Raw genomic sequence first — 20,222 nt, 5'->3', positions numbered from 1 at the left:
TATAATAATGACCTTTATAGTATTTTGAATAATTTTATCGAAATTTGGTCGTTTTGAAAGTATAATAATATCTTGGTCAAATTAAAGGAGGTTTGAACGATGGAATGGGCTTTAACTGGACTATTTATCGTGGCAGTACTACTACTAATATTTTCTATGTATAAAAATAAGCAAGCTTCAAAGATAGAACAACGCGAAATTGACACGGTATATATGACGATAATGGAGGAAATTACTAAGCTTCAAAACCAAATCCAAGTTTTAACTATAGAAAATGATATACTTTCACAAAAAGTTGGGCTTAGTAACGAAGAAAGAGAATTACAACGAAAATTACTAGACTTATATAAGAGAAATTTTAAAATGGAGATTATAGCCGCTAGATTAAAGCTTGAAACATCAGAGGTAGAAAAGCTTCTAGCTCCATATATGTCACTAAAAAACGAAGGGAGAAAGGTAGCAAATGAAAGCTAACCTGATAAATAGCTTTGCTGCAGGCCTTCTCATCAGCGCGGGTGTTTCGGGAATTGTCTATTTTTCACAGACTAATCCTAAAGCACAAATGGATCAGGTGATAGCGAAGTCCCTAACGGAAGAGGAAATGAAAACGAGCCTTTCGAATGCTGGGTATGTTATTTTAACTGAAACAGAATGGGACGAACAACAAGCTATTGCGGAAAAAGAGGCAGATGCAAATGCAAAAGGTCAACAAACTCATGATGAACAAACGGACCAATCGGAAAAGCAAGATAATGAGAAAATAATCTATCGCACTGTTATCAATGTGGCATCAGGAATGACGAGTATCGAAGTTGGCGATGCATTAGTTCAGGGAGAAATCATTGATAATGCTATGACCTTTTTCAAAGAAGTGGAAAAGAGAGGGTTAGCAAATGATTTAAAGCCTGGTACCTTCAAATTGGATAGTAATATGTCGTTGGATGAAGTCATTAATACTATTTTTAAGTAATAATTACTCTTTAAATAAATTCTTTAAGAAACCTCTAAGGCAAACATTTAAAAGATTGTGGGAAACTATGTTCAGGGTACGTATATAATGTCATAGCAAAATTAAAATTGTTCATGAAATAATTATTGTAATCTTCTTTGTCTTTTTATAAGTGTTAGAAAAAAGAGATCTGTATCTAAGTAAACCCACCAGCACCGATGTGTTGCAGAGTTAATCTTGGAAGTGTAATGAAATAGAACACTCCGTTCCTATCGTTTTAAATATCCTGACTTTGTTATAATGCCGGGTAGTGATAAGTAGGTAAATTTAATCGTGATGTACCAAAAATTGAATTTTCAATAAGAAATTCTTACAGAGTGCAGACCAGAGTCGCTTTCGACTTTGTCTGCACGTTTTTTTTTTCGTCTTTTTTTTGAAATGAAGAATTACCCAGATAGTATAGAAAGCCTTTTCAGAAAAGGCGGGCAGCCGATTGACGACTTTAATAAGGCATAAGATTCATGAGGGAGCGAACGAGGCAGCTAACGAAGTTTACGAGTGTTCGTCAACTGTCTGACCAAATTTCCAATAAGGAAATTGGTTTTTCTAGTTTAATAAAGAAGAATGTTTGGAATTTTTGGATAGTGAATGAATGGATATTGGTGACATTAATTTAGGCGCAGCAAATAGAAGACGTATCTGTAATCCTAGGTTGGTTAATGTCTGACTATAGTAGGGTACAAGGTTCCATTAGTCTTCATTTCACGGACTCTAAGCAGAGTGTCTCTTCATATATTTTGACTCTCTTATAGTTGTTAACCTATAAGGGGATTTAAGAGTTTTGTAAGAGATAAACTTTAAAATTTTGAGTGAAGTTGAAATAAAGTGAGGTAGTTTACCATGAAAAAGAATTTTTAAATCTTTTAGAATTAATAATTGATTAAATAGAGATAAAGTAAGCAAATTTAGCCCTATCAAATTTGACCAAATACTGATTAGTCTAAATAGAGTTATAAAGATTGCACAAGAGAAAAAACTCCATACCATTTATCTGTAATGGGAAATTAAATGGGGTTTCAAGGGTGCAAGCATCTGTTAAGCAAAAATGGATATAAGCGAGTGATAGAGCAGAAAGGAAGGTAAAAGCAATGGTGACTATTGCTACTTTATTTAATGAGCAAGAAGTACGCCCTTTTTTTGAACTGAGTAAAGCATCAATCCGACGTTCACGTCATCCATTTACAATACTGCTATTAAAACTTCATGAAACAATCGATGATAGGTCTCGAACTGCCATCGTTGATTTTTTGGCAAACGAAATTCGACTAACTGATATCCTATTTCAAATAACCGACGAAAACGCTTTGGGTTTGATGCTGACAGAAAGTGGAGGAAATGAAGCGACCGCCTTACTTAAACGACTTGAAGCACGTAGTCCTTTTTTCTTCAACCTTTTTGCTACCTGTATTATTGAAGTTCGAAATGGCGCTGCTGAACTTCATCAAGTATTAAATCATGGATTTAAGGCAATCCGGAAAGAAGGTGTCCATCGAATACACGATTATGAAGAACAGATTGAAGAGGAAATCAAAGTAAGTATAATTGAGGAAAACTCTATGTTAAGAAGAGTATTGGCTACAACAGTTGAGTCCATCCTTATTGATGGAATGGAACTGACAGTACAGTTGTTCGAAGATGGGCAGAGCTTTTTAGAATCAGAATGGCTTAAATCCTCCCACACGCACATTATCATTATGAATGATGTACTACCAAGACGAAATGGATTAGAAATATTGAACATAATTCGTCAAATGCCCAACCAGCAAAAGTTCATAGTATTTATGATGACAAATAATAGTTCGGAAGATGAAATGATCCTATCTTATGAGCGAGGGGCGGATGGCTTTTTTATAAAACCATTTAACATTCGTTTATTTGAAGCACAAATTAAACGAACGTGCAAAGGGTTATGGAGATGATAAATGCCATCTGGTTGATGATATGGTTAATCACTGTATGTATAGGTTGTTTTATCTTGTTAAGCCTACATCTTCTCTGGAAAAAACACCAAGAGGTAAAGCGTGAAAAAGGAAGAGAAATATACAAAAAAAGAACCCAATTATCTTGGCATAATTTTTTTCTCAGTGATGGTCCATTGGTTGAGTCAGCTATACCTATCCGAAAGGAAGAAATTGAAGGGTACGAAGAACTATCATATATATATGTTAATAGCGTGACGAGTGAATTAACTTCTCAAAAACTTCATGATATAGCAACAGACTATTTACGAACTCATTATAAAAAGTTATTAAATAGTCCAAGGAAAGGTCTGAGGTTAAAAGCATTAGCTAGAATTGAAGATTATGGAAATATAGAAATTCTGAAGGAGAATAATTGGACTAATCGTAGAATGAAAACAAAAGAGGAACGTCTTATGCTCCTTTTAATTTATTCCAGGCATGATGAGACTGCCTTTATAGAATTTTTTTTAAGATATGAATCGGATTTAACTGAATTTGATTGCAGAAAGATGTTTAAACACCTTTCAAAGCTTACTTTGTCATCCTTGATTTCTCTTTTTAGAGAACTTGAACTTCATAGTATATATGCTTTGATTGATACTTTATCAATAAAAAGAGAACTTGATTTCATTCCCTTTTTAAAAAAACTAGTAAACTCTAACGACCGCGAAGTACGTATCCGTGCTGCAAAAGCACTGTATACAATGCGGGTTGGTGATGAGGATATTTGTTTGAAACTTGTAGAATGTGGAGCTTGGGTAGAAAAGCTTATGGCTGCCAAACTGGCTCGATATGTGAAATCAAGTAATATCAATGCTTTACTTTTTAAATTGTTGGAGGATAGGGATTGGAAGGTCCGGGAACAGGCAGCTAGAACTATAGTCCATCATAACGAAGCTATCGATGCAGTTGAACAATATATAGAGTCTTCATCTGATCAATATACCGTTGAAATCATTCGGGAAATAATTAAAAGAGAAGGTAGTGGGTCATGGATTGGATAATGGATGGTCTTATGCTTCTTTTCGGTAAATTCATTATTATGTATAATGTCATCGCAATTTTAATATACGTTACAATGCTGATTCTAGCAGTCAGTCAGTTAAGAAAGAATTATTCATTTAGGAAAATAAGAATCGAAGAAGAGTATATGGATTCGGTACAGACAAAACCCGTCTCATTGTTGGTACCGGCATTCAATGAAGAAAAAGGGATTATCAATAGTATACATTCTCTATTATCGCTTCAATATCCGGATAAAGAGATTATTGTTATTAATGATGACTCAACAGATAGCACTCAAGAGCAGTTAATTGATTATTTTCAAATGAAGAAAGTCGATAAAATAATCCAAGAAAATATCTCAACAAAACCGATTAAAAGCATATACCAGTCAACTGTACATCCATCGTTATGGCTCATCAATAAAATAAATGGCGGTAAGGCGGATTCATTAAATGCGGGTATTAATATGGCGAGATTCCCTTATTTTTGTTCAATAGATGGAGATTCACTTCTTGAGCCTACAGCTTTGCAACGTGTAATGAGGCCGATTGTTCAATCTGATGGCAAGGTAATTGCAGCAGGAGGAAATATACGAATTGCGAATAGCCTGAAAATATCGATGGGTTCTATCGTTAAATCGCCGATCTCTGACCGCCCCCTTATAGTCATGCAAATCGTAGAATATCTTCGTGCATTTTTAATGGGAAGGATTGCTTTTAGCCGTTTAAATATGATGCTGATTATTTCTGGAGCATTCAGTATTTTTTCAAAGGAATGGGCTATAAAAGTAGGGGGATTCTCGGTAGATACAATTGGTGAAGATATGGAAATGGTCGTCAAGCTACATAGGAAAATAAAAGAAGAAAAAGTGGAGAAACGGATTGAATTCGTCTCTGAACCGGTTTGTTGGACAGAGGTTCCACAATCATTTGAAGTCCTTAGAATTCAGCGAAGAAGATGGCATCAAGGGCTGATTGAGAGTTTGTGGAAACACCGAACAATGACGCTAAATCCGAAGTACGGTATCGTGGGGATGTTATCATTTCCTTATTTTTGGATTATAGAATGTTTTGGTCCAATCATTGAATTGGGTGGCTTGATTTATGTTGTATTTTCGTTAGTATCTGGGGATATTTATACGGATTATGCTATTTTAGCATTTCTATTATTTATATTTTACGGTTCGATATTATCGATTATGACACTCTTATTGGAAGCGTGGAGTATGAGACGATATCCTACTATCCGCGATTTAATTCACATCTCGGCTTTATCTTTAACCGAACTTTTTTGGTATCGTCCGATGACTCTGCTTTGGAGATGTGAAGGGATTTTTCGCTTTATCATTCGAAAAAGGGAATGGGGACAGATGAAAAGGATTGGTATTTCAGAAAAGGAGACGAAGCAGCAATGAAGAGAATTTATATTGGAGTATCTGTTTTCCTGTTCCTTTTAGTAGCACCTGTGCTCAGTTGGTTCCTTGAAGAAGATAACAATTTATCTGTTGCAATTATTGACAAGACAATACCATCTCCAGATTATAGAGAACACTCCGGCATAACATGGCTGTTAAATCATGAAAAGATTAAGAAAGAGGATTCTACCTATAGTGCTGAAAAAGATTACTTTGGTTACGACCCTGTCAAAGGCCAACCAATTCCTGCTTTACCAGACAATTATAACGACTACGATGTTATTTATTTGGCGGATACGTATGGCGTCTATAAAGAGGATATATTTGATACAAAGGAAGTGCATGGAACACGTTCAGAAAAAATTTATGGCGGATTAGAGCACAAGGAATGGGAGACCATAGCTAAGCGATTGTCTTCCGATAAAAAAAGTCTTTTTATTGCAGAATATAATACATTTGCATCTCCTACCAGCACTCAAGTACGTGAATCTATCACCAATTATTTAGGACTGAATTGGGATGGTTGGATAGGGAGATACTTTACGGACTTGAGTTTATCAAGTGTGGAACTGCCTCAATGGGTGAAAAAGGAGTATGGCGAAAATTGGCCCTACAAAGGTGCAGGCTTTTTATTAGTAAATGATTTGAACAATCAAGTAGAAGTACTTGAACTTAATAAGCATGTAAAAGAGGAAGGGATTAAGGTAGCTTTTACAGAACAGGGACAAAAAGAGCTGGGTCTTTTTGATAGTCCTTATTACCAATATTGGTTTGATATTGTGATACCGAAAAATGGAGCTGTATCCTTAGCAGATTATTACTGGTCTCTTACAAATGAAGGAAAAGAGAAACTAAAGTCTCTAGGAATTCCAGAACAATTTGCTGCGATTATCAAACAAAACCATGAACAATCTAAGAGCTACTATTTTGCAGGAGATTATAATGATGTAAATGATTTGCCGCCCTTCCATCAAATGAAGAGCTTGGTGTCTATCTATAAGTTCCTGAAACAAAATGAAGAATCAGCTTTTTACTGGGCTGTATACTTTCCAATGATGAAAAAAATCTTGGACAGCTATCAATCGATGGAATCAAAAGCTCCAAGTGAAGGACAAGATCTACAATATACTTCTCGTATAAATGAAAATAAACTTGAAGTGAAGATAAATGGAGATTGGGAGCCCATTACAATCAAAGGGGTTAATCTTGGCATGGGTAAACCTGGTGCTTTTCCAGGTGAAGCAGCGATTACCGAAGATGAATACTATCGTTGGTTTGAGTCCATCGCGGAAATGAATGCAAATATGATACGTGTTTACACGATTCATCCACCCGGATTTTATAATGCATTAAAGCGGTTTAATGAATCCAGTGACCAAAAATTGTATATATTGCATGGAGCCTGGATAAATGAAGAAAGGCTGGAAACTACATTAGACGCTTATGACAAGGAGACACTAATAGACTTTCGAAATGAAATGAAGTCAATTGTAGATATCGTCCATGGAAATGCTAGTCTAGTAGAAAGGCCAGGTCACGCGTCGGGAATCTATAATGCTGATGTATCGGAATACATAGCAGGCTGGATTATTGGTATTGAGTGGTATCCTTTTATGGTTCAGGGAACAAATGAAAAACATGAAGGTATTGGTGATTATAACGGACAATTCTTTTATACAAAAGACGCATCTCCATTTGAGCATTGGATGGCTGAACAGATGGATTACATTGTAGAGTATGAACTTGACACTTATGGTTGGATCCGACCGATGAGCTTTACCAATTGGATTACTACCGATCTACTTGATCATCCATCGGAGCCTGATGAAAAAGAGGATATGGTTAGCGTGAATCCAAATGTAATTTACGCAAAAGGGAAGGCAGAAAAAACAGGGCAGTTTGCTTCTTACCATGTATATCCTTATTATCCGGATTTTTTGAATTATGATCAGAGATTATTGAATTATGTTGATCATAGGGGAAATAAAAACAGTTACGCAGGCTATTTGTCCGATCTTCACGATGTCCACCGCCTACCCGTTCTAGTTGCAGAATTCGGAGTTCCTTCTTCACGTGGTTTAACTCATGAAAATCCCTATGGTTGGAATCAAGGATTTATGAGTGAAATGGACCAAGGTAAAATACTGAAAAGTTTATTTGAGGATATTATGGCTGAGAATTTGATGGGAGGATTATTATTTACATGGCAGGATGAGTGGTTTAAGCGAACTTGGAACACATTTGACTACGATAACCCAGATCGACGTCCATATTGGTCTAATGCTCAAACAAATGAACAGCAATTTGGTTTATTAAGTTTTGACCGACTCAAGATAAAAGTTGATGGGGATGCAACAGACTGGGATGCAAAAACGCTTTATGATGGAGATACCACTCTATCATTTGATTTTGATGAAAGGTATTTGTATTTAAAAATAGAAGGAGACCAAGTTAAGGAGAATACACCCCATATTCTTTTTGATGTAATAGATGGACAAGGAAATACCAAAATAGATAAATGGGCTAACCTTACATTTAATAATGGTGTTGATTTAATGGCAACTGTTAGCCGGAATGAAGCAGATTCTCGGCTCGTGATCGACCCTTATTACGATCTATATACCTATATGTATGGACAAAAGGGGTTAAACCTGCTGGATCCAGCTCCCCCTCTCCCGATAAAAAATAGCGGGACGTTTCGCCAAATTGAATATATGCTTAGCAATGAACTGGAAATTCCAGATACGGGTAGAATTATCTCTGTTAGCTCATATGAGGCCGGAAAACTTAGGGAAGGAAACGGTAATCCGAAATCGAAAAACTATGACTCAATTGCTGATTACATGTGGGCTGAAGACCTTTTAGAAATACGCATTCCATGGCTCTTACTACAAGCAAGAGACCCAAGTCAAAGGGAATTTATCGGTGATATACAAAAAGATGGGGTTGTTGCATCTGTAAAAGTACCGAATCTATCGATAGGAGTCGTTTTTGAGAATAATGGGGAAGTAACTGGAAGCATACCGGCTTTACGTAATAACAAGTTGCCTCTTCTGCCCTATAGCTGGAGTAGATGGAACGAACCACAGTATAGTGAGCGACTGAAGCAATCTTACTTTATCATGCAGGATACATTTGAGAAAGTGAAATAAGGGTACGTGTTGCTATTTAGAGTCAAGAGTCATTTTAAAAATTCCTCTAGTTATCTTATAATAGAAGTATCGACAAAAGGTCATCAGAATCGTTTCATTCTGATGACCTTTATATTATTTATCAATTTTTATTTAGTGTTTATTCTAATCGAATCACTTTTCGAGCTCAAAATATCTAAGGCTTGTCAAATATGGTATGCCAGCTTCTTGACACGTTTGTTGCCCTTGAGTAATCAATTTTTTATATTGCGTGTTGGTCTTGCTTTTGACTGGCTTGTTTAGTTTGTGGTCGGTGATGGAATAAATAATACAGGATAGCAGATAGCAATGTAATAATTCCGGCTATTTCATACATCGTGCTGTAATTTATGAAGGAAGCAATTAGTCCCATAATGTAAGAACCTACGCCATAACCCAAGTCAAAAAACAATAAGAAAGTGGCCATGGCAATTCCTCTTCGGTGGCTAGGTGAAAGCTTGACAGTAAGTGCCTGGAAACAAGAAAATAGGGCTCCATATCCAATTCCCATTAATAAGGCGGAAAACAAAACCATCTTTCCGGAATGAGATTGACTTAAAGTAAGTAACCCAATTCCAAACAACAAAATGGATGGGTAATACAAATAATGTTCTTTATATCTATCAAATGCTTTTCCGACGACTGGACGAAACACTACAATCATCAAGGCAAACACTACAAAAAATAAACTTGCAACTTGAGTTTGATTAATTTCAGCAGTAAAGGATGCTAAAAATCCTGATAACGAACTATAAGAAAAAGCAAGTAAAAACGCCAGTAATGCAATTGGCAAAGCTTTTAGTTCGATAAAATCACTAAATTGCATTCTCGCCTTCTTAATTGGCTTCACATTTTGAACTATTTCTGTTTGATTATGTTTTGGTTGTGATACGCGTAAGACCATTGCAAAAAAGAGGGAAAGTACTGAAATAATACAGGCGGCTAATAATAGCACGGTGATGTTCTTATCTTTCCATAAAAAAAGCCCAAAAGCGGGTCCAATAACCATCGCAAGGCTCATAAACATACTAAAATAGCCTACACCTTCACCTTGTCTGGAAATAGGAATAAGTGAGGATGCAATCGTGTTTGTCGCTGTTGAAGCGAGCGCATATCCCATTCCGTGAATGAAGCGTATAACTAAGAATACAACGATTCCCATTGCCCCAAAATAACTGATGGAAGCAATCAGGAAAATGCCTAGACCCACTAAAGCCATTTTCTTATTACCGAAGCGATCTACCCATTGTCCCGAGAAAGGTCTTATCAGAACAATTCCCAGAGAATAGATTGTAATGGCCAATCCCATTTGCTGTGCGTTCCCGTTCAAAATATCTTTTACATATAAGGGGAAAGCGGTAGCGAGGATATAAAAGTTTAGTGATACAAAAAAATTACTTAAACACACAAAAATAAAATCTTTTGTCCATATTTTCTCTCTCATTTAAATACTTCTCTTCTTTCTTTTATAAATCATGTCTGATGGTGAACTTTATTGATTATATAGTTAATCAACTTTAATGTATAATTATAATTATAATTATTAATATTAATATAAGTATAGCTAATGTAAAGAGGGAGAACGATGAACTTTGAACAGTTGGAATATTTAAAAGAAGTTGTTGAAACGAAATCAATGTCAATTGCTGCAAAAAATCTGCATGTAACACAATCTGCAATCAGTCAATCCATTTCTTTGTTGGAAAAGGAATTTGGAATTCAACTATTCAAACGATCGCGAAACGGTACGATTCCAACGGATGAAGGAAAAGACATCATTGCAAAAGTCCTTGAAATTTTAAAAAAAGCGGATGAATTAAAAGAGGAAATACAATCGTTAACTTCCTCTTATAATGGAGAGCTGAAAATTGCCACAGTACCTAGTATTTTTATGACTTATCTACCAAAGGCATTATCAAAATTCAAAAAGGATTTCCCACAGATAAAAGTCACGATAATTGAAATGGATAATAGAGAGGTAATAGAAGAGGTGAATCTAGAAAAGGTGGATTTGGGATTAATAGCACTCTTTAATCCAGTCGAACAGAGATTTGCCGAACAGATAACATTTCACTCGTTGCACTCTCAGGGAACATTTAATGTAATTGTTCCAAATGATTCCGTACTAGCTTTCAGTAAAGAATTAGAATTAATCGATATTAAAGAATATCCATTTGTTATCTATGGGAAAAATTTCTACAAGAATCTTATTGAAGATTTCGAAAAAAAATATGGGCTTTTAAATGTTATTTTTAGATCAACTAATTCGGAGGTAATCAAGAAAGCTGTATCGGAAGGCATTGGTATTAGCTTGTTTTCCAGTTTGATGTTAATAGATGATCCTTATTTGGAAAGCGGCCGGATTGTTTCTATTCCTTTAACTGGTTATCCACTTAACTTTAACCTGTCTTTTGGTGGAATTTATTCTAAAAGTCGGTCTCAATCTAGATTGATCAAAAAGTTCCTAGAATATTTTGAGGTTTGACTAAATAAGTGGTGAAACTACGTTTAAAACCAATAATGCTGATATAGATGCATATATTGCGCCTCGTTATTGGAAAGGATATTCTTTTCCATTTCAATGCAATTAATCTATCAAGATATTAGAGGAAACTATTTGGTCAATAGTGTATCCATAATTGATCTAGTTGGGTAACTACGTACTTACGTGGGGTTGCTGCAGTAGAATTTCTAGGTAGTGAAAGTAAAACCTACTGGTACTAGCATGGACATTAACCCGTCGCAACAAGGGACCTTGTATTGGGACAAATGGCAAGCACGCATTCCCGGGAATGTCCCAATAGCGCCTGTATTGTGACAAATGGCAAGCTCCTACTCTCCGGGCTGTCGTAATAGCGCCTGTATTGTGACAAATGGCAAGCTCCAACTCCGCGGAATGTCGCAATCGCGCCTGTATTGTGACAAATGGCAAGCTCGACTCCGCGCAATGTCGCAATAGCACTTGTATTGCGACAAGACTGCAAGCTCCACTGCTCGTAATGACACATCAGCAGCTAGTTTATAGCCAATCGTAAGCTAAAAACTTTTGAATTGTCCCATTTAACAATTTTAGAATAGTTAATGATTTATTTTTCTTTTTACAGATAAACCGCAACACAAACCACTAAACAGGCACATCCGCCAATTACGAATAAATGCCAAATTGCATGATTGTAAGGCAGCTTTCTCCAAGCGTAAAAGATGGATCCAAAGGTAAATAATAAACCTCCAGCAAGTAATACGGTAAATCCGTCAAATTGTAAAAATTGATAGAGGGGTTTGATAGCAAAAATAATTAGCCATCCCATGGCAATATAGAGAATCAGTGAAAATGTCTCAAATTTGTGTATAAATAGACATTTGAAGACAACCCCAAATACAGCAATTGCCCAAATGATACATAATAAAACGATTCCTAGTGCTCCATCAACTGCAATTAGTAAGAATGGTGTATAGCTTCCGGCAATCAAAATGTAAATAGATGAGTGGTCTAATATGGAGAAAAATCTTTTATATTTTTCAGGCATACTGTGCAGTAAAGTTGACATCAAAAATAAAAGAACAAGTGAAGCTCCAAAAATTGAATAGGAAACAATTTGGGCGGCACTCCCTTTTTGAATGGCTAATAATATTAAAATCACGCAAGTGGGAATACTTATAAATAGGCCAATGCCATGTGTAATGGCATTCCATAATTCTTCTTTCCAACTTTTATAGTCAAATGCTTCATGATTATTCATACTGTTCACTCCTTGTAGGTCCACTATACGCCAACAATAAATTGGCTGACACTATCATTTGTCATATTGTTCCCTATGTAATTGTGAACAATTAATGCACAATCTATAAGCTTTTTTGAAATCGATTACATTTGTCATTTTTCCATAGTGAATATTTATATTATAATGTTTCTAATATATTAAAGGATGTGTCATTTTGGGACGAATTCATATTGTTACAGATTCAACTTGTGATTTAACAAAAGAAGAATTAATGGAACATGACATTAAAGTCGTACCTTTAACAATTCAAATTGATGGAAAAACATATACTGATGGACAGGATGTAGAACCTGTATCATTTTTAGATTTAATGAAAAATTCAAAAGAACTGCCAAAAAGCTCCCAGCCAGCCCCAGGCAAATTTAAAGAACTTTATGATGAACTTGGGCGTGAAGGCGATCAAATAATCTCTATTCATATGACGGGATCCATGAGTGGAACTGTCGAGTCGGCTAGACAAGCAGCACAATTGAGCGATTCGGACGTAACGGTTTTTGATTCACGCTATATTGCAATAGGGCTTGCAATACAGCTTCGTGAAGCAATCAAACTACGTGATGCTGGTGCGACAGTAGAACAAATCGTTGCTCGTCTGGATGAAGTTAGAAAAAATACAAGATTATTCGTAGTTGTAGATAAATTAGATAATCTTATCAAGGGTGGTCGTATTGGAAAAGGAACAGGTATGATTGGCTCCTTATTAAATATTAAACCAATTGCGACACTTGATGACGGGTCATACACACCTGTTGCGAAAGTGCGAAGTCATAAACAAGTGATTAGTTATTTATTTAAACAATTTAATGAGGATGTGGAAGGCAAGACTGTTAAGGCTGTTGGAATTTCACACGCAGACGGATTATCAACTCTGGGTAATCCACTTATTGAATTAATCCAATCAACGGGATTCAACAATATCGAGGTTAAATTCACTTCCCCGATCATTAGTACACATACAGGACCGGGTGCAATTGGTTTTATATATTTCGCTGAATAAAGAGAAATCTGGCTATCATAAGCTCATATACTATATATGAGCAGAATGATAGCTTTTTTAATTTTAAACAGTTTTCACATACAATACCGCACAATTGCTCAAATTAACATCAATATTATTAATCAAATCAGGATTTCCGATAAGTAAGTATTAAGAAAGGAGAATCATTCTGAAACGAATCACTATTCTCATCGTATGTTGTTGCATTTTACTTTTAGGTTATATGAAAGATGATAATGAAAAACAACAAAACGAGGTAGCATCAGCGGTTGAATTGACTGGAGCAACTGAAATAACTGAACAGCCAGATAAAAAAACAGCTATAGCTAAACGGCCAGTTGAAGGCAAAGAAGAAACAAAGGAAGAGGAATTGATACTAACTACAGTATTCCAAGAATCAGTCGAAGAGCAATTATCGAATGAACTACAATTGGAAAATCCCGTAAATATCAAAGCAGACCCATCAAAATTATATTACCTGGCTCTTGGGGACTCTTTAACAAAAGGTGTTGGGGATGAAGACCAAAAAAGTGGGTATACTAAACGATTGGTGGAGAAAATCGAACAATCGACAGATTTAAAAGAAGTAGTACTAGACAATAGAGGAAAACGAGGGAGAAAAAGTGACCAACTATTAGATTTACTTAAAAAAGGTCATTATGATAATGAATTAAAAAATGCAGAACTTATCACCATTACGATTGGTGGTAATGATATTATGAAAGTAGTTAAAAAAGATCTGTTTGAGTTGAAAAGAAAATACTTTGAAGAAGAATTAGTTGGTTTTGAAAAACGTTACGAGCAAATTTTAAATGAAATTCGTTTGAAAAATCCTGATGTTCCGATTGTCATGATTGGTTTATATAACCCTTTTTCGGTAATAACAGATGAAATTACTGAATTTGAATCGATTATTACGGAATGGAATGAATCCATTGAATCTACATCTAAACAGTATGAAAACGCATGTTATGTGAACATACAAGATTTATTTGATGAGAACGCAAACTTGGTCTATCATACAGATTTCTTTCATCCAAACGGATATGGCTATACAATTATGACAGAACGCATTTTATCGATGATAAAATCCTGTCAGATTGAGGATAATTTTAACGGGTTAATCTGAACCGATTAATAAGATTAACCTTCTTCCTATGCATGATTCCAAATGACAGGGAAGGGTACATAGATAATGGGGTAGAGATCTAAAGGAGTGAACGTTAATGAACAAATGGAAAGTCGCCTTTTTTATTTTGACAGGTGCTATCATCATATTTTTTACAGTATTAATTTATTGGGCGACTTCCCCAACAGAAGATGTTCAAATCGACAGGGAAAGTGTAGCTGTAAACCCGACTGACAGCGTGTTGCTTGTTGAATCAACAGCAGATGATATCGAAAAAATTGCGATGGGGTACTTACAAAAAGAACTAGCGAATAGCCCGATTCCTATCGATATTGATGTTGATAAGTCGATTGAATTAAAGAGTGAACTAACCGTTTTCGGATTTACCGTACCGTTTGCAATGCAATTTGATCCGATTGTGACGGAAGACGGGAATATTCAATTAAAGCAAAATTCCGTTAATGTTGGTAATATAAATATAGACCCGTTTACGGTCTTAAAACTTATGAACGATTCCGTAGCATTCCCTGAGTGGATTGTTGTGCGACCGAATGACGAAGAAATCTACGTTGATTTGTCAGATTTAGAAGTGATGACAGGGGCTCGAGTGAAAGCAAAGGAAATCGACTTGCGAAATAACCGTGTATTACTAGAGGTTATCGTACCAAATGAATAGGGGGATTACGATGAGCAAAGAAATTGCAACATTTGCTGGCGGTTGTTTTTGGTGTATGGTAAAACCTTTTGATGAACAACCAGGAATTGAGGAAGTCATTTCAGGCTACACAGGTGGTCATGTAGAAAATCCTACCTATCAGCAGGTGTGTTCTGAAACTACCGGCCATTTAGAGGCAGTACAAATTACTTTTGATCCAACTCTTTTTCCATATGAGAAATTAGTAGAGACATATTGGACTTTAATTGATCCGACTGATGCCGGCGGTCAATTCTATGATCGCGGAGAATCTTATACAACAGCAATTTTCTATCACAATGACGATCAGAAAAAAACTGCGGAAGAGTCAAAATCACGACTTGAGAAATCAGGTAAATTTAACAAACCGATTGCCGTAAAAATTCTGCCTGCGAAAACCTTCTATCCGGCAGAGGAATACCATCAACAGTATTATAAGAAAAATCCATTGCACTATGAACGCTACCAAATTGGTTCAGGGCGAGCAGCATTTATTCAACAAAATTGGGGGAATCGAAATGAATAAAGAAGAAAAATTAAAGCAACTTACGGATATGCAATACTATGTAACACAACAACAAGGAACAGAACCTCCATATCAAAATGAATATGACCAACATTTTGAGGAAGGAATCTATGTAGATATCGTTTCTGGGAAACCTCTATTTAGTTCAAAAGATAAATTTGATGCTGGCTGTGGATGGCCAAGCTTTGCAAAACCAGTTGAGCCAGAAGAAGTATCAGAGCATTTTGACACTTCCCATGGGATGAGAAGAGTGGAAGTTCGAAGTAAAACTGCTGATTCACACTTAGGACATGTTTTCCCGGATGGTCCTCGTGAATTAGGTGGTTTGCGTTATTGTATTAATTCGGCTTCACTTCGCTTTGTACCAAAAGATAAATTGGAAGAAGAAGGCTATGGAGAGTTCTTGCAATTGTTTAAGTAAAGTAAGGTAAAAAGGTGGAGAATTTCTCCACCTTTATTATATAGACCTTATAAGCAACGTTTTATGAACTTAGGTTATTATTTAATAGTCTCTTCAAAGGATTTTCTACCTGAATCAACATTTTGAACATCGATAGTAATATTTCTAATAGAATCTTCTGTTAACGCCACTTTCCCATTCTTCTCAAGCTTCTTATATACCTTTACATGTTTTCGATAGAGAATCTCTGTTAGTCGATAAATATCGATGTCTTTTTCCATTCCTTTTTCGTAAGTATCTTTAATTTCTTTTTTTATTTGTTTAATAATCCCTTTTTCAATTTCTTTTGGCGTTAAGTTTCCAGTGAAATTGTCTAATCCAGCTGTTAAAGAGATATTGATATCAAATTGTACATTACTACCATTTGTAATTGGTTCGATTTTTGATTCTAGGTTTTTAACTGTTCCGGAGAAGTTTTTATTCTTTTCAAACACAGATGTAACTGTTGCTGAAATTGTTTCGTTACTTAACCATCTTAACCCTTCAGCATCCTGCTCTTTTACATATCCCTTAAAATCTGTAGTAGACAAGATACCAAATCCAGCTGTCTCAATACTTTTACTTGGATTTTTTTGATTTTTCCAATCATCCTTTAGTCGAACGTAGGGTATATTTACTGCGTTAGGGGGGTCGTTTAACGAGATGATAAGACTTCGAACAGTAACTGGTTCGATAAAGGATTCTAATTTAAATGAATTTAATGGGTCAGCCAATCTAGTTAGTGTAATTGAACGTTTTAATAAAGGTACAGTAGTTAGAAACTCTGCTAATGGCTCATCTGTTGAATATACCCACGTATTGTATCTCGTATCAATAAATCTTGTAATGTCATTGATTACGGAGTTTAACCTGTTTTCTTTTAAAGAATTTTCACTTAAAATTAAAAATGAAAAGTGCCCCCAATACACTTCTTCATCGATTGCATTATAAAGATTTTTAAAAGCATCACTGAGGGTTACCCCTTTGAAAGAATTTACTTCAGATTGAATTACATCTTGATTTACTTGTTCAGATTTCGCAACATTTGAAAAGCTAATAATTTGAACATAGACCACGTAAAATCCTTCTTTATAATCGATGGCTGCTCCATGCGCATAATACATTCTTTCATTTTCATTTAAATCCCAACAACCTGATAAGAGGAAGGCGAAGCAAACTAAGAAGATGAAATTTATTTTTTTCAATTTTTATCCCTCATTATGTTTTCTTGTGTCATCTTGAGGATCAAGCATATTTGGTCGTTCTGAATATTTTGGTTGAGATTGCCTAAATAGTGCTTTTTTTATACTTTGCCAACTTAAGTCAGCAGTAATATCTAAATAAGGAGTTCCGAAGATACGGATATTTGCGATATAGAGTAAAAGCAAATAAAAACAAACAAAGAAGCCGAATAATCCGAATATGGACGTTACTAATATAAAAGAGATTCTAAGCATACTAACCATAGTTACAAGTGATTGGTTAACAATGGAGTAGGAAGCTATAGTTGACAATGCAATAACAACTACCATAGCTGGGCTGGTAATGCCCGCGCGAATTGCTGCATCGCCAATAATTAATCCACCTACTACACCTACTGTTGTACCAATTTTTGTAGGCATTCTTAAACCAGCTTCACGGAATAATTCAAAAATAATTAATAAAATTAACATCTCAAGTACAGCAGGAAAAGGCAAGCCCCTATTCGCAATTACTACGGTTGCAAGTAATTGAAGGGGTAACTGATCTTGATGAAATAATGTTAATGCCAACCAAAACGCAGGTAGCGAAATACCTAATATAACGCCGAGTAATCGTAACATTCTTTCAAAAGAGCTAAAAATAATTGTGTTTTCGTTATCTTCAGATGTTTTTAGTAAATAGAAAAAATTTATAGGAGTTATAACAGCATAGGGTGTACCATCAACGATAATAATAAACCTGCCCCTAATCAATGATTGGATTGCGAAATCTGGTCTTCCTGTTGAGTTGGTGGAGGGCAAGACCCAGTTTTTTTTGTTAATAAATTCCATTAAAGCTTCTGCACCAATAATTATGTCTGTATCGATTTTTTCAAATTGCTTCTTTAACTCTGTTAAAATATCCTGATTCGCAATATCATCCATATACATGATTGCTACTTCAGTCTTTGATCGTTTACCTATGCTAAATTTCTCAACACATAGAGAATTTGTAGGTAAACGTTTACGAATGAGGGCAATATTAGTAGATAAATCTTCAATAAAATTGTCGCGAGGACCCTTTACCAATACTTCCATATTCGTTTCTTCAGGTGTTCGATTAGGTTTTCGAGAGATGTTACATGAATAAAGTAACTTAGAATCCTTAAAAAAAATTAATATATTGCCACTGTATACTTTAGTAGTAATGTCATCTTGATTGGTTATCTTTTGTATTTCTGGAATAGGCAACTGCTCAATCATTTTTTCATTTATTTGAGTGTTATTTTTATCCTTAAACAGACTCTCGATATTAGGTAGCACTATAGTATAAAGCATTTGTTGGTCCACCATTGAATCACATTTAATGCAAAATATAATGGATTGATTAAAGGTGAATTCATTGAAGTTAACATCAGCCGATTTATTGAAGACATTCTTTAATGTAGTGATATCGATATCTTTTTGTTCACTTGTGTCCATCTAATTTTCACTACCTTCTTTATCTTGATTATTCTGTGGACGTAAAACCCTTTTATTTTTTTTTCTACTAGTAATTAGAGCCATCGTACCTAATAGAATAGACAATAATAGTAAGAAGAAAAAAGTAAAAATTAACATTCCGTTTCCGTTTAAATATAAAAACAAACTATCATCTAAACTTATTACAGTTAAGCATATAAAGAAAAAGGGGAAGAACATAAAATTCCATATCTTTTTCCTTTGCCCAGTAATATTTAAAATATCGCTAGCGATAAATAACAGTAAACTAACGCGTATAAATGTACCTGTAAGCCATTGATATATAGATAGGAAATCCATATGTTCTATGAAACGGCCTATTGTAACTAATCCCCATTCTTCATAAGCGGGATATCTTTGTCTCGCGGCCTCTTCTGGTCCAAATTCTACTATTGCCCCTAAAAGTGGGCCAAGTGTAAGACCAGTCAATATGAATAGCATAATTGCAAGATGTGTCCATTTAAGCTTGCTTTTAAAATGGTGCTGAATGAATAATAATAAAAATATTTCTATAAACCCTGAAGCGGGGTATATAATTCCTTTTAAAACGGGACTAAAACCATATTCAAAAAAAGGTTGTATAAGGCTATAATCTTTAAATTGAATATTAGCAATTGCTACGTAGAATCCGAACAAAACAACGAATAATAAGACAAATGTATTAACAATTACTATTGTCAGCATATTGGTTGAGATTAATAAGAAACAAAGCAGTACATAAACAATTAAAAGAGCTAATTTAGGTGTCTTGGGTAAGAAAGTGGTATTAATCCATAGTAATGTTTCACACATAGAAAAAGCAGCAAGAGTAAAAATAAATCCAATCATACTATATAGAATGATAGCGGAAGGTACTTTGCCAATTTTTCCATTTAGCCATTCTTTTAATGGTTGTTGCTTCGTTTTATTATGGATAAATAGTATTAAAAATAACCATGGAAACATAATTACAGCTGCAAGAATTACGGACATCCAACCATCTCTTTTTACATGGTCTAAAAGGGGAGGCAAAATTGTAACATGATTTTTCAACCCAATAAAAGTCATCACTAAAAATATCACATGTAAAATGCCGATTTGACCGATTTTATGCATTATTTTACCTTCTAACATTTTCTTAAAAGTATTGACATGCAATTAAAAAAATATAAGAACAGCATGGGTGACCCATGAACAAATAAAAAAATCGTGAGGATTCAATCGCTTCCTCACGAAATATTATTGTTTAGTACACTATAAAATTACGCTTTATGGATAATTTTCAGAAAGAGTTATTTTTCTTCCAGCTTCAGCGCCCAGCCCCTCAAAATCGCGGTCTGCACCTTCCCACATGTGTAAGCACATTCGTCAGGTTCCCGTAAGCAGCTTGAGGCTTACACGATGTAAGTCATGTG

Annotated in this window: 17 protein-coding genes; 12 read left to right on the top strand and 5 right to left on the bottom strand. The window is 35.2% G+C overall.

The features are described 5' to 3' along the window. The first annotated feature begins 99 nt into the window (after positions 1-99). The 6 genes from ACFQU5_RS14785 to ACFQU5_RS14760 all read left to right on the top strand — a co-directional run bounded on the left by ACFQU5_RS14785 (position 100) and on the right by ACFQU5_RS14760 (position 8,541). A complete protein-coding gene (locus ACFQU5_RS14785) occupies positions 100-474 on the top strand; it encodes a hypothetical protein (RefSeq protein WP_390289193.1) in 375 nt (124 codons plus the stop codon). Beyond that, positions 464-970, top strand: coding sequence for a hypothetical protein (locus ACFQU5_RS14780; RefSeq protein WP_390289191.1), 507 nt, complete (start codon positions 464-466; stop codon positions 968-970). The genes ACFQU5_RS14785 and ACFQU5_RS14780 overlap by 11 nt, the downstream gene beginning before the upstream one ends. Positions 971-2,097: 1,127 nt before the next feature. Beyond that, entirely contained in the window at positions 2,098-2,928 is an 831-nt protein-coding gene (locus tag ACFQU5_RS14775; RefSeq protein WP_390289188.1) for a response regulator, read from the top strand. Beyond that, on the top strand, positions 2,925-3,974 hold the full coding sequence (locus tag ACFQU5_RS14770) for a HEAT repeat domain-containing protein (RefSeq protein WP_390289185.1): 1,050 nt from the start codon (positions 2,925-2,927) through the stop codon (positions 3,972-3,974). The genes ACFQU5_RS14775 and ACFQU5_RS14770 overlap by 4 nt, the downstream gene beginning before the upstream one ends. Continuing rightward, entirely contained in the window at positions 3,962-5,389 is a 1,428-nt protein-coding gene (locus ACFQU5_RS14765; RefSeq protein ID WP_390289182.1) for a glycosyltransferase family 2 protein, read from the top strand. Before ACFQU5_RS14770 ends, ACFQU5_RS14765 begins: the two co-directional genes overlap by 13 nt. Further along, on the top strand, positions 5,386-8,541 hold the full coding sequence (locus ACFQU5_RS14760; protein ID WP_390289179.1) for a hypothetical protein: 3,156 nt from the start codon (positions 5,386-5,388) through the stop codon (positions 8,539-8,541). The genes ACFQU5_RS14765 and ACFQU5_RS14760 overlap by 4 nt, the downstream gene beginning before the upstream one ends. Before the next feature lie 241 nt (positions 8,542-8,782). Here ACFQU5_RS14760 and ACFQU5_RS14755 read toward each other — a convergent pair whose 3' ends face one another. Beyond that, positions 8,783-10,003, bottom strand: a complete 1,221-nt coding sequence (locus tag ACFQU5_RS14755; RefSeq protein ID WP_390289176.1) for an MFS transporter — start codon at positions 10,001-10,003, stop codon at positions 8,783-8,785. A 141-nt stretch (positions 10,004-10,144) separates the two neighbouring features. Here ACFQU5_RS14755 and ACFQU5_RS14750 point away from each other — a divergent pair, with 141 nt between their 5' ends. Beyond that, on the top strand, positions 10,145-11,044 hold the full coding sequence (locus tag ACFQU5_RS14750; RefSeq protein ID WP_390289173.1) for a LysR family transcriptional regulator: 900 nt from the start codon (positions 10,145-10,147) through the stop codon (positions 11,042-11,044). Positions 11,045-11,657: 613 nt separating this feature from the next. Here the strand turns inward: ACFQU5_RS14750 and trhA are convergent. After that, a complete protein-coding gene (trhA, locus tag ACFQU5_RS14745; protein ID WP_390289170.1) occupies positions 11,658-12,299 on the bottom strand; it encodes a PAQR family membrane homeostasis protein TrhA in 642 nt (213 codons plus the stop codon). A 196-nt stretch (positions 12,300-12,495) separates the two neighbouring features. Between trhA and ACFQU5_RS14740 the strand changes: the two genes are divergently transcribed. From ACFQU5_RS14740 to msrB, 5 genes are all read left to right on the top strand, one after another. Beyond that, the gene (locus ACFQU5_RS14740) at positions 12,496-13,338 is read left to right on the top strand and encodes a DegV family protein (RefSeq protein WP_390289167.1); all 843 of its coding nucleotides are present in this window, start codon (positions 12,496-12,498) and stop codon (positions 13,336-13,338) included. A 223-nt stretch (positions 13,339-13,561) separates the two neighbouring features. Next, a complete protein-coding gene (locus tag ACFQU5_RS14735; protein WP_390289164.1) occupies positions 13,562-14,467 on the top strand; it encodes a GDSL-type esterase/lipase family protein in 906 nt (301 codons plus the stop codon). A 97-nt stretch (positions 14,468-14,564) separates the two neighbouring features. After that, a complete protein-coding gene (locus ACFQU5_RS14730; RefSeq protein ID WP_390289161.1) occupies positions 14,565-15,143 on the top strand; it encodes a YpmS family protein in 579 nt (192 codons plus the stop codon). A 10-nt stretch (positions 15,144-15,153) separates the two neighbouring features. After that, positions 15,154-15,687 carry a peptide-methionine (S)-S-oxide reductase MsrA gene (gene msrA, locus ACFQU5_RS14725; protein ID WP_390289158.1) on the top strand — a complete coding sequence of 178 codons (534 nt, stop codon included), beginning with the start codon at positions 15,154-15,156 and terminating at the stop codon, positions 15,685-15,687. Then, complete coding sequence (msrB, locus tag ACFQU5_RS14720) at positions 15,680-16,108, top strand: peptide-methionine (R)-S-oxide reductase MsrB (protein ID WP_390289155.1); 429 nt, start codon at positions 15,680-15,682, stop codon at positions 16,106-16,108. Before msrA ends, msrB begins: the two co-directional genes overlap by 8 nt. A gap of 77 nt (positions 16,109-16,185) precedes the next feature. Here msrB and ACFQU5_RS14715 read toward each other — a convergent pair whose 3' ends face one another. From ACFQU5_RS14715 to ACFQU5_RS14705, 3 genes are read right to left on the bottom strand one after another with little or no spacing between them, the layout of a single operon-like run. Continuing rightward, complete coding sequence (locus ACFQU5_RS14715; RefSeq protein WP_390289152.1) at positions 16,186-17,331, bottom strand: Ger(x)C family spore germination protein; 1,146 nt, start codon at positions 17,329-17,331, stop codon at positions 16,186-16,188. 3 nt (positions 17,332-17,334) lie between these two features. Beyond that, a complete protein-coding gene (locus tag ACFQU5_RS14710; RefSeq protein ID WP_390289149.1) occupies positions 17,335-18,789 on the bottom strand; it encodes a spore germination protein in 1,455 nt (484 codons plus the stop codon). Continuing rightward, positions 18,790-19,923, bottom strand: a complete 1,134-nt coding sequence (locus ACFQU5_RS14705; RefSeq protein WP_390289146.1) for a GerAB/ArcD/ProY family transporter — start codon at positions 19,921-19,923, stop codon at positions 18,790-18,792. Positions 19,924-20,222: the final 299 nt, after the last annotated feature.

Origin of the sequence: Ureibacillus sp. GCM10028918 (genome assembly GCF_042666115.1) — a bacterium.
Lineage (GTDB): Bacteria > Bacillota > Bacilli > Bacillales_A > Planococcaceae > Ureibacillus.
The sequence above is the reverse complement of the archived record's forward strand: the minus strand, read 5'-3'. Positions and strand labels throughout refer to the sequence as shown.

Bases quoted from the DNA above. Each gene is read 5' to 3' on its own strand.
- ACFQU5_RS14710 (WP_390289149.1), bottom strand. From the start codon at position 18,789: ATGGACACAAGTGAACAAAAAGATATCGATATCACTACATTAAAGAAT.
- ACFQU5_RS14750 (WP_390289173.1), top strand. From the start codon at position 10,145: ATGAACTTTGAACAGTTGGAATATTTAAAAGAAGTTGTTGAAACGAAA.
- ACFQU5_RS14780 (WP_390289191.1), top strand. From the start codon at position 464: ATGAAAGCTAACCTGATAAATAGCTTTGCTGCAGGCCTTCTCATCAGC.
- ACFQU5_RS14735 (WP_390289164.1), top strand. From the start codon at position 13,562: ATGAAAGATGATAATGAAAAACAACAAAACGAGGTAGCATCAGCGGTT.
- ACFQU5_RS14770 (WP_390289185.1), top strand. From the start codon at position 2,925: ATGATAAATGCCATCTGGTTGATGATATGGTTAATCACTGTATGTATA.
- trhA (WP_390289170.1), bottom strand. From the start codon at position 12,299: ATGAATAATCATGAAGCATTTGACTATAAAAGTTGGAAAGAAGAATTA.
- ACFQU5_RS14730 (WP_390289161.1), top strand. From the start codon at position 14,565: ATGAACAAATGGAAAGTCGCCTTTTTTATTTTGACAGGTGCTATCATC.
- msrB (WP_390289155.1), top strand. From the start codon at position 15,680: ATGAATAAAGAAGAAAAATTAAAGCAACTTACGGATATGCAATACTAT.
- ACFQU5_RS14785 (WP_390289193.1), top strand. From the start codon at position 100: ATGGAATGGGCTTTAACTGGACTATTTATCGTGGCAGTACTACTACTA.
- msrA (WP_390289158.1), top strand. From the start codon at position 15,154: ATGAGCAAAGAAATTGCAACATTTGCTGGCGGTTGTTTTTGGTGTATG.
- ACFQU5_RS14760 (WP_390289179.1), top strand. From the start codon at position 5,386: ATGAAGAGAATTTATATTGGAGTATCTGTTTTCCTGTTCCTTTTAGTA.
- ACFQU5_RS14775 (WP_390289188.1), top strand. From the start codon at position 2,098: ATGGTGACTATTGCTACTTTATTTAATGAGCAAGAAGTACGCCCTTTT.
- ACFQU5_RS14765 (WP_390289182.1), top strand. From the start codon at position 3,962: ATGGATTGGATAATGGATGGTCTTATGCTTCTTTTCGGTAAATTCATT.
- ACFQU5_RS14705 (WP_390289146.1), bottom strand. From the start codon at position 19,923: ATGCATAAAATCGGTCAAATCGGCATTTTACATGTGATATTTTTAGTG.
- ACFQU5_RS14755 (WP_390289176.1), bottom strand. From the start codon at position 10,003: ATGAGAGAGAAAATATGGACAAAAGATTTTATTTTTGTGTGTTTAAGT.